The sequence below is a fragment of the Streptomyces sp. URMC 127 genome, from assembly GCF_051386535.1.
In the GTDB taxonomy this organism is placed as follows: Bacteria; Actinomycetota; Actinomycetes; order Streptomycetales; family Streptomycetaceae; genus Streptomyces.
Genome location: NZ_JBPQTW010000010.1, coordinates 21932 through 35481, shown reverse-complemented (window position 1 = coordinate 35481; position 13550 = coordinate 21932). Strand labels below are relative to the sequence as shown.

Sequence of the window (13550 nt, the reverse complement as noted above, 5' to 3'; positions counted from 1 at the left end):
GATGCAATCCTCCGCCCCGCACGCACCCGGCATACAGTGGTGGACATGACCATTCAGGACCGGAGCCCGGAGCAGGAAATAGCGGGCAAGCCGACCTCCGCCGCCCGTACGACGCTCTCGCACATCATGACGGGCAGCGACACCAATCTGCTCGGCACCGTCCACGGCGGCGTGATCATGAAGCTGGTGGACGACGTCGCCGGCGCCGTCGCCGGCCGGCACTCCGGCGGCCCTGCGGTCACCGCCTCCATGGACGAGATGGCCTTCCTGGAGCCGGTCCGGGTGGGTGACCTCGTGCATGTGAAGGCGCAGGTCAACTGGACCGGGCGGTCCTCCATGGAGGTCGGTGTCCGCGTCCTGGCCGAGCGCTGGAACGAGTCGACGCCGGCGGTCCAGGTCGGCAGCGCGTACCTCGTCTTCGCGGCCGTCGACGAGAACGGCAAGCCGCGGCCCGTGCCGCCGGTGATCCCCGAGACGGAGAAGGACCGGCGCCGCTACCAGGAGGCTCAGATCCGCCGGACGCACCGGCTCGCGCGCCGCCGGGCGATCAAGGAGCTGCGGGACGCGCGGGCCGCGGAGGGCATCGAGGACTGACGGCTCGGGCCCCGGCGGGACCGGAGCTAGACGAGGCTCTTCTCCGGGCACAGGACCTTGTCCCCGGACACCGCCCCCGGGCGCTGCCCCCGCGGAGCCTGCGGCTTCACCGGGCCTCCGGGCTCCGCCGGGGCCACCGACCTGAAGTCCGTGCCCACCGTCACCTTCATCAGCGGGCCCTGCCCCGCCACGGGCCGCAGCTCCGCGTCCGGCAGGGCCGACGCCAGCGTGCGGACCGCGTGGTCCCAGCGCGGGTCGTACTGGATCACCGTGTGCCGCAGCGCGGGCCCCGGCGCGTCCGCGGGCAGCCCGGTCGTGGCGAAGCCCATGGCCCGCAGCGCGCGGTCCGTCTCGCGGGCGAGCCCCCGCCGGCCGGAGCCGTTGTAGACCTGGATGCGGATCTGCCCCGGCGCCGTCACGGGCGGTGACGGCGCGGCCGACGGGGACGGCGAGGGCGACGGCGCGGGCACCGGCGGCTTCGCGTCGTGCGCCTGCCGCTGCGGCCGGGCCGCGAGCGGCCGGTCCTCCCGTACGGACGCGAAGAGCCGCCCGGCCGCGGCGTCGTCCCACTTCACCGTCGAGCCGACCCGCGGCACGGGATAGTTCGCGGAGACCACCGGCACCGAGACGAACTCCGCCGACGCCGGCGAGAGGTTCTTCATCGCCCGGCCGAGCCCGATCAGCGTCTCCCCGTCGAAGCCCCGGTCCGCCCGCACCGAGTCCAGCAGCGTGGCGGCGACCTGCTGGAACTTCACGGGGTTCAGCAGCGCCCCGCCGTCCGTGGCCGTGTGCAGCAGCGCGGCGAGGAAGCGCTGCTGCCGCTGCATCCGCCCCAGGTCGGAGGCCCCGTCGAGATGGCGTGAGCGCACGTACTGCAGGGCCTGCCCGCCGTTGAGGGTGCTGGTGCCCGACGGCAGGTCGAGCCCGCTGTACGGGTCCTTCAGCGGGCGCGCCGAGCAGACCTGCACCCCGCCCACCACGTCGACGGTCCGCATGAAGCTGATGAAGTCGACCTCCAGGTAGTGGTCGACGTGCACGCCGGTGAGCTGCTCCACGGTCCGCACGGTGAGCCCGGGGCCGCCCTCGGCGTAGGCGGCGTTCAGCTTCTGCGGGTGGGCGGGGCGCGGCCGGCCCGCCCGGTCCACGTGCGCGGGGATCTCGGCGTAGCTGTCGCGCGGCAGGCTGATCACGGAGACCCGGTCGCGGGCGGCGGACAGGTGCAGCAGCATCACCGTGTCCGTGCAGTGGCAGGCCGCGCCGCCCAGGTGGTAGCGGCGCCGCTCCGAGGGGTCGATCCGGTCGCGGGCGTCGGTGCCCACGAGCAGGATGTTCATGCCCTTGCTGGCCACGACGGGCGGCCGGTTCGACAGGCCGCGGAAGGGGTCCACCCGCTCGATGCGGTGGTCGATCCCCGTGACGACCGCGTGCCCCAGGCCGCTCGCCGCCAGGACGACCGCCGCGCCGCACACGGCGAGGCGCAGCCCCCAGCGCGGCCGGCGGGGCGCGCTGTGGCGGGCCCGCGGCGAGGCGGGGCTCGGGTCCGGTGCGGTCATGGCGGCCCTCCACGGTCCGGAACGGGGAGAGCAAACGTAGGTCAATACGATCAGTGGTCCATGTGACCACGCCGTCCAGGCGCCCGCTGCCACCCGCGCGGGAGCGTCCGTTCCCCCGTTAGCGGTAACGTGACGGACGACTCCGTCGGTTTCCCCCATCCGTCCGGGGGGACCCCGTATCCCCGAGGAACCATGTCCGAACAGCAGCCGCCCGCCGTTTCCGTGATCATGCCGGTGCTCAACGAGGAGCGGCACCTGCGCACCTCGGTGCGGCACATCCTGGAGCAGGACTACGCCGGCGAGCTGGAGGTGGTGATCGCCCTCGGCCCGTCCACGGACCGCACGGACGAGATCGCCGCCGAGCTCGTACGAGAAGACCCCCGGGTCCACACCGTGCCGAACCCCACCGGCCGGACGCCCGCCGCCCTCAACGCCGCGATCAAGGCGTCCCGTCACCCGATCGTGGTGCGCGTGGACGGTCACGGCATGCTGTCGCCGAACTACATCGCGACGGCCGTGCGCCTGCTCGACGAGACCGGCGCGCAGAACGTCGGCGGCATCATGCACGCCGAAGGGGAGAACGCCTGGGAGCAGGCCGTCGCCGCGGCGATGACGTCGAAGATCGGCGTCGGCAACGCCGCCTTCCACACCGGCGGCGCCGCCGCCCCGGCCGAGACCGTCTACCTGGGCGTCTTCCGGCGCGAGGCGCTGGAGCAGCAGGGCGGGTACAACGAGGAGTTCATCCGCGCCCAGGACTGGGAGCTGAACTTCCGGATCCGTGAGGCGGGCGGGCTGATCTGGTTCTCGCCGGAGCTGAAGGTCTCCTACCGGCCGCGCCCGAGCGTGAAGGCGCTGGCCAAGCAGTACAAGGACTACGGCCGCTGGCGCCACGTCGTGGCCCGCTACCACCAGGGCTCGATCAACCTGCGCTACCTCGCCGCGCCGACCGCCGTCGTGGCCATCGCCGCGGGTCTCGTGGTGGGCGCCGCGGTCACCCCGTGGGGCCTGGTCGTGCCCGCCGGCTACCTGGCGGCGATCACCGCCGGTTCGGTGCCCGCGGGCAAGGGGCTGCCGCTGAAGGCGCGGGCGCAGATCCCGGTGGCGCTGGCCACGATGCACATGTCGTGGGGGTTCGGCTTCCTGACCAGCCCGCGGTCGCTGGCGAAGAAGGTCATCGCGAGCCGGCGGGAGCCGGTGCGGGCGGGCTGACCCGCATCGCTGTGTCGTGCTGGGTAAGGGGCGGGCGCCATGGCGCCCGCCCCTTACACATGCTCAGAACACCCGCTCAGAAACGATTCAGCGAGTTCACCTTCATGCAGGCGGTGGTGTCGTTGCCGTTGAGCGGGTCCGAGCTTTCGGGGGCCTTGTTGTCGGCCTCCTTCTTGGCCTTGTCGTCCTTGGGCTTGTCGTCGTCACCGGGCTTGGCGGCCTTGTCACCCGGACCGGCCTTCTCGCCCTTCTCACCCTTTGCGGGCTTCTCGCCCTTCGCGCCCTTGCCGTCCGCCGCGGCGTCGTCGTCCTTCGGATACGTCGTCCCCGTGCGCCAGTCCCCGCCGATCACCAGCGTCAGCCCGTCGACCGCCGTGGACATCCGCACCGCCCGCTCCGGCAGCCCGAGGGCCTTGGCCAGGGCCTCGGCGTCGGCGCGCTGGGAGGTCTTCGCGTAGCTGAGCGTCGTGTCGGCCTGCGCGCGCGGCGTCGAGTCCGAGGTGGCCTTGGTGAAGCCCTGCTTGACGAGCGCCGCGGCGATCTCGGAGCCGCGGCCGGTGACCACGGGCTGGGTGGCGGTGCCGGTGCCGTTGAAGACCGTCACCGCGATGGAGCCCTTGGGGGAGGCCGGGCCGGACGGGGCCGGGCCCTTGGCGTCCTTCTTCGGGTCGTCCTTCCCGTCGAGCGCGATGTCGCGCCGGACGAGCGAGAACAGCTTCTCCGCGTCGCCCGGCTTGGGGATGACGTGGGCGTCCGGGTCCCACGGGTCGGACACCCACGGCATGGTGGTCATGGTGATCCGGCCGGACGGCACGCGCTTGATGTCGTCGGCGAGGTCGTAGAGCTTCTTGACCGAGCCGAGGTCCTTGTCGACGGTGAGCGCCTTGGTGGCGGCCTCGGCGAGGTCGGTGAGCTTGTCCGGGTCGCTCAGCTTGGTGCCGGACTTGAGCTGGCGGACCATCGCGTTCATGTACATGTGCTGGGCGTGGGTGCGGCCGATGTCGCTGCCGTCCTCGAAGCCGTGGCGCGTGCGCAGCCACTGCAGGGCCTGCTCGCCCTTGACGTTGTGGGTGCCCTTCTCCATGCGCAGGCCGGAGTCCTTGTCGTAGACGTTGTTGTCCACGCAGACCGGGACGCCGCCGACGGCGTCGGCCATGCTCACCACGCCCGAGAAGTCGATCATCATGAAGTGGTCGATGGGGATGCCGGTGAGCTCTTCCCAGGCGGCGACGGTGCAGCCGGGGCCGCCGTTCATCAGGCTGGTGTTGATGATCTGCCGGTTCGTCTCCTTGTAGACCGTCCCGTCGTCGGGGTCGGTGCACTTGGGGATCGTGACCCGGGTGTCGCGCGGGACGCTGACGACCGACATGTTGCTGCGGTCGGCGGAGACGTGGACGAGCATCTGCACGTCGGCGAGCGGCTTGCGGCCGGCGTCCTCGCGGGCGCCGCCGAGGGCGACGTTCTCCGGCGAGTTACGGCTGTCGGAGCCGAGGAGGAGGATGTTCAGCGGGCGCTGGCCCGCGGCGTTGGCGGCGCTGCGGTCGAGCCGCTTGTCGCCCAGGTTGAGCGGGTCCTTCTTCAGGTTGCCGTTGAGGTGCTGGTAGTAGAACCAGCCCGCGGCGGAGGTGCCGAGGACGAGGACCGCGAGGCAGAGCGCGGCCCAGCGGGCTATTCGGGCGGCACGGGCCCGCCGCCCGAGCGGCGGCTTCGCGCCCTGCGGGGCCTCCGCGCCTCTTCCGGCCTCCTCCGACGGCTCGGCCTCCTCGGCCGGTGCGCCGTCGCCGTCCTTCTCACGCGGCCCCGGCACGCTCTTGCGCGTCTGCTGCCCACGCGCGCTGCTCTGCCGCATCAGGCCTCCCCTAAATGGTGCGTCCGGCCCGAAGGGCAGGGGTGTGGTGTTGTCTCGTCGATCGGTGGTGCACGCCGGTCCGGGCGCGCTGCAGGGCCGGCCTGCGGTTCAACAGACCGGCCGTCCGATAGTGAGATGCATCTGGGCGGTGCCTGGGTTCACTTGGCGCAGATGTTCTTGTCGTCCGCTTCGACCCGCTGGATGTCCTCCGGGGCCTTCGCGGGCGCCTCGACGTGGATCGGGGTGCCCGCCGCCTTGAAGTCCGAGCCCAGGGTGAGGGTCATCTCGGCCGGGGCGGCGGCCCCTTCGCTCTGCTTGAGGGCGCTCGCTTCGAGGCCCATGACGTCGGCGAGGCGGCGCGCCTGGTCGGCCTGGGCCGGGGCGAACTCCAGGACGGTCTTGTCGACCTTCTTGCCGCCGGCGGCGTTGCCGCCGTTCGCGGCGCGGGGCATGCCCTTGCTGTTCTGCATCCAGGTGACGGCTTCCTGGGCCGCGCCCATCCGGCCGCTGCCGTTGAACACCTTGACCCGGACGGCCGCCGGTGCCGAACGCGGGCCCTGCAGCAGGGCGGCCTGCTTGGCGTCGGCCTGCTCCTGCTCCTTCTTCTCCTTCGCCTTCACCTCGGTGAGGGACACGTCCTGACGGACCATCGCGAACAGCGGCTCGGCCTTCGCCTTGTCGAGGACGACCGTCTTGTGGACCTTGCCCTCGGCGGGGTTGTCGATGACGGGGACGGTCGCGAAGGTGATGTTCTTGAGGTTCACCCGGCTGAGGTCCTTCGCCAGCCGGGTCAGGTCGCTGACGGAGCCGATGCCGGAGTCGACGGTCAGTGACTTCGTCGCGGCGTCACCCAGGTTGTAGAGCTTCTTGGGGTTGGTGAAGGTGTCGTCGGACTTCATCTCGCGGATCATCGAGCTCAGGAACTGCTGCTGGAGCTTGATGCGGTCCAGGTCGCTCTCGAAGCCCACGCTGTGCCGGGTGCGGACGAACGCGAGGGCGTCCTCGCCCTCGATCTTGTGCCGGCCCTTGCTCAGCTTGAGGTGCGACTTGGGGTCGTCGATGTCCTTGCCCAGGCACACTTCGACGCCGCCGACCGCGGACGACATCTTCTTGACGGCGTTGAAGTCGGCCATCATGAAGTGAGTGACCTTCAGGCCCGTGAGCTGCTCGACGGTCCGCCAGGTGCAGCCGGGGTCGCGGTCCTCCTGGCCCAGGCTCTCGTTGAAGCGGACGCCCTTCGAGGCGGGAATGGTCTTGGTCTTCCCGTCCTTCTTGGTGGTGCACTCCGGGATGTCGGTGATCATGTCGCGCGGGATGGAGAGCGCGGTGGCGTTCGACCGGTCCTCGGAGACGTGGAAGAGGAGGGTGGTGTCGGCGTGGCCGACGCTGCCCTCGTCGCCGTAGCCCTTGTTGCCCTCGCCGTCACGCTTGTCGGTGCCGATGACCAGGATGTTGACGGGGCCTTTGGTGACGGCGCCGTTGTTGATGCCGACGTCCACCTTGTTGAGGTTGTTGTTGAAGTGCTCGTAGAGGAGGTACGCGCCCAGCGAGCCGCCGACGAGGACGAACGCCAGCGTGCCGCCGGTCCACAGCAGGACCTTCTTCTTCGTGGACTTCTTCGGCTTGGGCTTGCGCCTGCCCACCGCGGCGGCCTTGGCCGGAGCGGTCCTGCCGCCGGCTTTGGCCCCGGGTTTCGCCACGGCGGTGCCGCGGCGGCCGGTGGCGCGCTGACCGGGCACGTCACCGCGCCCGCCGGGCTTCGCCCCCTTCGCCCCGGGGCGCGGGGCCGGGCTCGGGGAGGCCTTCGAGGAGGGCACGAAGGAACTGGCGGAGCTGCCGGGATCGGTCAGGGCCGAGGGGGCCGGGCCCCGCCCCGGGGCCGGCTCCGCCCCGTCGGCATGGTCGAGGCGCAGCTCGTAGCTGCCGGTCTTGGGGTCGAAGACCCACTGGTCGGCGGGGTCGATACCGCCCGCCCGCCCACGGCCTTGCGCGTCCACGGTCGCTTGAATCCTCCGTCGGTGCCACGCGGCGCCTACCCCCCCGAGGCGCTCGGTCACGTCGTCTGTGCAGTGCGCGGTCAGCCCGGCCGTGCGCACCGGATCGCTCACACTATCCGCCCAGTTCAGCGTCGAGCGACGCCGGTGACAAATTCCACTCCCCTACAACTGGGCAATCCGCTCAATCCCTTCGCCCGGGACGGGAATCCCGTTCGAGCGTTTTGCGGGATTCATCCGCAGATGCCGCGTGCGGCCGTGGTCCCTTCGTAGGTGGGGGGACCGTTCGGCGCCGGCGAACCGGCGGAGGAGGCCGGTGCGCTCGCGTTTGCCGGGAGACGACCGCCGGGAGGCACGGCCGTGGCGTTCTGCCCGCCGGTCCCGCGCGGTGCGCGGGGAGCGCCCGGAGCGGCCGTCCCCCCGGCCCCCGGCGTCCATGCAGGCCCCCCGGTTCCCCCCGTGCTTCCGGTTCCCGTGGGCCCCTGCGGGCTGCCGGGCCCCTCCTGGCTCCCCGTCCCCGTAGGACCCTCCGTGCCGTCAGGCCCCTCCTCGGTCCCGGGTTTGCCGGCCCCCGGCCTGCGCTCGCCCGGCTTGTTCTCCGCCGCCCGGACGTTCCCGCTCACCGTCACCGGCCGGTCCTCGCGCAGCTGCTTGAAGAGCTGGTCGGCGTCGGGCTGCACCAGTTCGTCCCGGTTGGGGTTGTACGGGTACGGGCGGCGCGGCACGGTCAGGAACTGCGCCCGGTCGCTCGGGACGGTCCGCACGGTGCGCACCAGGTCGTACATCTTCCGCAGCGAGTCGAGCCCGGCATCCGTCGTGATGGAGGACGTGGCCGCGTCCAGCACCGGGTAGAGCCGGGTGGGGTTGAGCAGCACCCCGTCGCTCTTCATCTCCTTGAACAGGGCGCCCAGGAACTGCTGCTGCCGGCCCATCCGCTCGGTGTCGCTGCCGCCGCCGAGGCTGTAGCGCGCCCGTACGTAGCCGAGGGCCTGCTCGCCGTGGAGGGTCTGCCGGCCGGCGGGCAGCTTCAGCTTCGCCTCCTGGTCGTCGACCGGCTGCTTGAGGCACAGCTCGACCCCGTCGACCGCGTCCACCAGCCGCTTGAAGCCGTTGAAGTCGAGGATCAGGTGGTGGTCGATGCGGATGCCGCTGAGCTTCTCGACGGTGCGGATCGTGCACGCCGCGCCGGCCTGCTCGTACGCCCAGTTGAACTGCGCGAAGCGCTCGTTCGTCTCCGTGCCGTCCGGCCGCCGGCAGCGGGGGATCACCGACATCAGGTCGCGCGGCAGGCTGACGGCCGTCGAGCTCTTCCGGTCGGCGGCGAGGTGCAGCAGGATCGTGGTGTCCGAGCGCTGGGTGCCGCTGTCCTCGCCGTACTGGCCGTTGCCGGTGCCGCTGCGCGTGTCGGAGCCGATGATCAGGATGTTCTGCGCGCCCTTCACCAGGGCGACGGGGCGTTCCTTCTCCCAGCGGCGCAGCTCGTCCGCCGTCGCCGTGTCCGTGGTGATGTTGCTGTTCAGCCGCTCGTAGAGGAACCAGCCCACGGCCACCACGGCCAGCACCGCCAGGGCCGTGCCCAGGGCCAGCCAGCGCAGCCAGCGGCGGCGCCGCCGGGGCGCGGGCGGCTGCTCGTCCGGCTCCTCGAAGAAGGCGGAGCAGGACGGCGAAGCCGGGGGGCCGGGCCTTCCTGGGCTGTGGGTCACGGCTGCGCTGCGTCCTCCTCGGGGCCGGGACGGTCGTACGGACCTCGGTGCCTTGCGGCCTTTAGGTCCTTGCGGACTCTTCGAGGTCCGTACGGCAGACCTTGAAGTCCGTACGTCCGATCATCGCCCGGGAGGCGCCGCGCGGCAGCGCGAGAGGGCCGTCAGAGGGCCGTCACGGTGACGCGCTCACTCTCCCGGCGCTTTTCCAGGCCGCCGCCCGAGAGCCGGTCGAGGTGGCGGCACAGCACCACCGACCCGCCCGCGGCCAGCGGCGCGAACAGTCCGGCGGACAGCCCGTCCCAGGTGTCGTAGGGCAGCCCGGACAGCATCCGGGAACCCGCGCCCAGCCCGTGCTGCAGGGCGTCGGTGCGCGCCCGCTCCACCAGCCCGGCGCCCGTCAGCTCCAGCCCGCCGACGGCGAGCGCGGGGGCCTGCGGGTCCACCGGGGCGTACGGGGCGAAGCGGTCGCCCTGGCTCGGCACCTCGACGGCGTAGTCGGCGAAGCCCGCGGGCGGCTGGGGGAACCGGCCGCCCAGGGGGCGCAGGGCCAGCGCCACGCGCTCGCCCGGGCACGCACGCGCCTCCTCCAGCGTGTCCGGGCCGGTGACGACGAGGTCCGCGGCGGCCGGGTCGCCGCCGACGTCGGCCAGCACGCCGACGGAGGAGCAGGCCAGCAGCCAGACGGCCGTCTGCCAGTGGGCGGGCAGCAGCACGGCGACCCGGTCGCCGGGCTCGGCGGCGAGGTCGCCCTGCAGCAGATTGGCGGTCTTCGCCACCCAATTGGCGAAGGTGGCCACGGACAGTTCCACGCGCTCGCCGGTGGCGTCGTCGTAGAAGGTCACGAGCGGGCGGGCCGGATCCGCGGCGAGCGCGGATCGCAGCAGGTCGGCGGGGGTGCGATCGGTGGCGTTCATCGGCGCCAGCGTACGCGGCGGGGCGGCGGGCGGTCAGCCGGAAGGACGCCGCCGAAGGAGTGCCGGAGCTCACCCGGCGCAACCCCGTGGCCATCTGATGAATGGACAGATTTATAGGGCTATGTCCAAGATTTTCGGTATGCGTGGAATCCTTGTCTCCTCGACCGTGACCGCCTGCGCCGCCCTCACCCTGCCCTTCCTCGCCGCCCCCTCGTCCGCCTCATCGGGCTCATCGGGTTCGAGCGCCACCCACGACCCGGGCGTCACCGCGCGTTCCGTGCCCGGCAGCACCCAGTCGCTGCCGCTCGTCCCGCTCCGCCACAAGAAGCGCATCGCGGGCGGCCCCGAGCCCACCTCCACGGAACAGGGCCTGCCGCAACTGGAGGTCAAGCCCTTCTCGCTGGTCGGCATCGTCTGGGACGACGCCGGCGCCGAGCTGCGCGGCCACGCCCAGGTGCGCACCCGCCCGGTCGGCAGCCGGGACTGGGCGGACTGGCAGGAGGTCGTCACCCACGACGACGACCGCCCCGACCCCGATTCCGCCGAGGCCCGCGCCGGCCGGCTGCGCGGCTCCACCGCACCCCTGTGGGTGGGCGCCTCCGACGCCATCCAGGTGCGCGTCCGCGCCGACGCCGCGAGCGGGCGCACCCCCGCCGGGTCCCTGCCCAGCGGGCTGCGCCTCGAACTGGTCGACCCCGGCGTGGACCGCACCCGCTCCGCGGCGCCGCCCGTCCCCAGCGAGAACGAGCTGGCCGCCTCGGCCGCCAACGTCCCGCTCGCCCCCCTGGGCGCCACCGAGATCCCCGCCCTGGGCAAGCCGGAGTCCGAGGGCGACGTCGAGTACACGGGCGTGGGCGACCTGCAGACCGACGACGAGGAGGGCGGCTATCCACCCGACGGCTACGACTCGGAGGACTCCGACCGCCCCGGCACAGCCGACGGCGGTCGTTACGTCGGCCCCCGGCCCCGCATCGTCACCCGCGCCGGCTGGGGCGCCGACGAATCGCTGCGCGAGTCCGGCTTCGTCTACACGGGGGCCGTCCGCGCGGCCTTCGTCCACCACACGGCATCCGGCAACCGATACTCCTGCTCACAGTCCGCGTCCGTCATCCGCGGTATCTACCGCTACCACGTTGTGAGCAGCGGATGGCGCGACCTGGGCTACAACTTCCTCATCGACAAGTGCGGCACGATCTACGAGGGCCGCTCCGGTGGCGTGGCCAGGCCCGTCAAGGGAGCCCACACGCTCGGTTTCAACAGCAACAGCATGGGCATCGCCGTTCTCGGAACGTACGGAACCACCAATCCGTCCACCGCGGCGGTCGACGCGGTGGCGGACCTCACCGCGTGGAAGCTCGGGCTCTTCGGCGCCAACCCCGCCGGCACCACGAGCCTGGTGTCGGGAGGCGGAAATCTCTACAAGAAGGGCACCAAAGTCCGGCTCAAGGTCATTTCCGGGCACCGCGACGGCTTCTCCACCGAGTGCCCCGGGGACCGCCTCTACCGCAAGCTCGGCACCGCCCGGTCCGTCGCGGCCCGCCTCCAGGGGCGCTGACCCGGCGCGGCGGCCCCCTCCCGTCTGCATACACTGGCCGCCGATCACGGCCCGGCCCCAGCAGGAAGCAGAGACTTGACTAAGACGTCTTCTTCGCCAGAAGCGATCCTCCTGGTCGGCGGCAAGGGAACCCGGCTGCGTCCGCTCACGGTGAACACGCCGAAACCCATGGTCCCGGCGGCGGGCGTCCCCTTCCTGACCCACCAGCTGGCACGGGCCCGCGCGGCGGGCGTGGAGCACATCGTGCTCGCCACGTCCTACCTGGCGGAGGTCTTCGAGCCCTACTTCGGCGACGGCTCCGCCCTCGGCCTGCACCTGGAGTACGTCACCGAGGAGGAGCCGCTCGGCACCGGCGGCGCCATCCGCAACGTCGCCTCCCGGCTGCACTCCGGCCCGGACGACCCCGTCCTGATCTTCAACGGCGACATCCTCACGGGCCTCGACATCGAGGCGCTGGTCGGCACCCACCGCACCGCGGGCGCGGACGTCTCCCTGCACCTGACGCGCGTCGAGGACCCCCGGGCGTTCGGCCTGGTGCCCACCGACGCGACCGGCAGGGTGACGGCGTTCCTGGAGAAGCCGCAGACGCCGGAGGAGATCGTCACCGACCAGATCAACGCGGGCGCGTACGTCTTCAACCGCTCGGTGATCGACTCCATCCCGGCGGACCGCCCGGTCTCGGTCGAGCGCGAGACGTTCCCGGGCCTGCTGGCGGCCGGCGCGCACCTGCAGGGCATGGTCGACTCGACGTACTGGCTGGACCTCGGCACGCCGCAGGCCTTCGTCCGCGGCTCGGCCGACCTCGTCCTGGGCCGGGCCCCCTCGCCCGCGGTCCCCGGCCGCTGCGGCGACCGGCTGGTCCTGGACACCGCCGAGGTGGCGTCCGACGCCAAGCTGACGGGCGGCACGGTCATCGGCGCGGGCGCGCGCGTGGAGCCGGGCGCCCTGGTGGACGGCTCCACGATCCTCGACGGCGCGGTCGTCGAGGCCGGTGCGCAGATCCGCGACTCGCTCGTGGGCGCGGGGGCGCGCATCGGGGCGCGTACGGTGCTGGACGGCGCGGTGATCGGTGACCGGGCGCGCGTCGGGGCGGACAACGAGCTGCGGGCGGGCGCGAGGATCTGGTGCGGGGCGGAGATCGCGGCGGGCGCCATCCGGTTCTCGTCGGACCAGTAACAGGCCGGATCAGTAACAGGCAGAAACCCGGCATAAGGGCAGAAAAGCGGGAACGTACCCTGACAGGGTGAAGAAGACCCGCACGTGGACCCCGCCGACGCCCTATGACCTGGGCCGGACGCTGGGCATCCTCGCGCGGGGCCCGGGTGACCCGGCCTACCGCACCGGCCCGGACGGCTCGGTGTGGCGGGCGAGCCGCACGCCGGAGGGCCCGGGCACGCTCCACGTGACCGACCAGGGCGGCCGCATCCACGCCGAGGCGTGGGGCCCGGGCGCGGACCGGCTCCTGGAGACGCTCCCGGCCCTGCTCGGCGCCGGCGACGACCCCGGCGCGTTCACGCCCCGCCACCGCCTGGTCCACGAGGCGCACCGCCGCCACCCGGGCCTCAGGCTGGCCCGTACGGGCCTGGTCCTGGAATCCCTGATCCCCTCGGTCCTGGAACAGAAGGTCACCAGCGACGAGGCCTACCGGGCCTGGCGCCTCCTCCTGCAGCAGCACGGCGAACCGGCCCCCGGCCCGGCGCCCCGCATGAGGGTGATGCCGAGCCCGCAGGGCTGGGCGGCGATCCCGTCCTGGGACTGGCACAGGGCGGGCGTGGACGGAAAACGCTCGGCGACGATCATCCGGGCGGCCCGCGTGGCGGCACGCCTGGAGGAGGCGGCCGCGATGGACGACGAGCAGGCGTCGAGACGGCTGCAGGCGGTCCCGGGCATAGGCCCGTGGACGGCTGCCGAGACGCTCCAGCGCAGCAACGGTTCCCCGGACGCCGTCACGGTCGGAGACCTGCACCTCCCGAAGACCATCGGCTATGCCCTCACGGGCGTGAGAGGCACGGACGACGAGGGAATGCTGGCCCTCCTGACCCCGTACGAGGGCCAACGCCACAGGGCATGCCGCCTGATCCTGCTCACCGGCAGGAGACCGCCCCGCAGAGCACAACGCTTCTCGGTGAACGACATCAGAGCCCTCTGACGAGGGGGGCGGGGACCCCCCCGCCCAACC

General features: G+C 72.5%; 10 protein-coding genes. 5 read left to right on the top strand and 5 right to left on the bottom strand.

Annotated features, from left to right (window positions below):
- Window positions 1–45 precede the first annotated feature (45 nt).
- On the top strand, window positions 46–594 hold the full coding sequence (locus tag ACSNOH_RS04595; RefSeq protein ID WP_436719877.1) for an acyl-CoA thioesterase: 549 nt from the start codon (window positions 46–48) through the stop codon (window positions 592–594).
- A gap of 26 nt (window positions 595–620) precedes the next feature.
- Here ACSNOH_RS04595 and ACSNOH_RS04590 read toward each other — a convergent pair whose 3' ends face one another.
- Window positions 621–2147, bottom strand: a complete 1527-nt coding sequence (locus tag ACSNOH_RS04590) for an LCP family protein (RefSeq protein WP_436719876.1) — start codon at window positions 2145–2147, stop codon at window positions 621–623.
- 192 nt (window positions 2148–2339) lie between these two features.
- On the opposite strand from ACSNOH_RS04590, the gene ACSNOH_RS04585 reads away from it, so the two are divergent.
- On the top strand, window positions 2340–3356 hold the full coding sequence (locus tag ACSNOH_RS04585) for a glycosyltransferase family 2 protein (protein WP_436719875.1): 1017 nt from the start codon (window positions 2340–2342) through the stop codon (window positions 3354–3356).
- A gap of 76 nt (window positions 3357–3432) precedes the next feature.
- Here ACSNOH_RS04585 and ACSNOH_RS04580 read toward each other — a convergent pair whose 3' ends face one another.
- The 4 genes from ACSNOH_RS04580 to ACSNOH_RS04565 form a co-directional block, all read right to left on the bottom strand.
- Window positions 3433–5205 carry an LCP family protein gene (locus tag ACSNOH_RS04580; RefSeq protein WP_436719874.1) on the bottom strand — a complete coding sequence of 591 codons (1773 nt, stop codon included), beginning with the start codon at window positions 5203–5205 and terminating at the stop codon, window positions 3433–3435.
- 158 nt (window positions 5206–5363) lie between these two features.
- Entirely contained in the window at window positions 5364–7202 is a 1839-nt protein-coding gene (locus ACSNOH_RS04575) for an LCP family protein (RefSeq protein ID WP_436719873.1), read from the bottom strand.
- A gap of 230 nt (window positions 7203–7432) precedes the next feature.
- A complete protein-coding gene (locus ACSNOH_RS04570) occupies window positions 7433–8902 on the bottom strand; it encodes an LCP family protein (RefSeq protein WP_436719872.1) in 1470 nt (489 codons plus the stop codon).
- A 161-nt stretch (window positions 8903–9063) separates the two neighbouring features.
- On the bottom strand, window positions 9064–9816 hold the full coding sequence (locus ACSNOH_RS04565) for a TIGR03089 family protein (protein ID WP_436719871.1): 753 nt from the start codon (window positions 9814–9816) through the stop codon (window positions 9064–9066).
- A gap of 139 nt (window positions 9817–9955) precedes the next feature.
- Between ACSNOH_RS04565 and ACSNOH_RS04560 the strand changes: the two genes are divergently transcribed.
- The 3 genes from ACSNOH_RS04560 to ACSNOH_RS04550 all read left to right on the top strand — a co-directional run bounded on the left by ACSNOH_RS04560 (window position 9956) and on the right by ACSNOH_RS04550 (window position 13520).
- A complete protein-coding gene (locus ACSNOH_RS04560; RefSeq protein WP_436719870.1) occupies window positions 9956–11371 on the top strand; it encodes an N-acetylmuramoyl-L-alanine amidase in 1416 nt (471 codons plus the stop codon).
- Window positions 11372–11446: 75 nt separating this feature from the next.
- The gene (locus tag ACSNOH_RS04555; RefSeq protein ID WP_436719869.1) at window positions 11447–12547 is read left to right on the top strand and encodes a sugar phosphate nucleotidyltransferase; all 1101 of its coding nucleotides are present in this window, start codon (window positions 11447–11449) and stop codon (window positions 12545–12547) included.
- Window positions 12548–12614: 67 nt separating this feature from the next.
- Window positions 12615–13520 carry a DNA-3-methyladenine glycosylase family protein gene (locus ACSNOH_RS04550; protein ID WP_436719868.1) on the top strand — a complete coding sequence of 302 codons (906 nt, stop codon included), beginning with the start codon at window positions 12615–12617 and terminating at the stop codon, window positions 13518–13520.
- Window positions 13521–13550 lie beyond the last annotated feature (30 nt).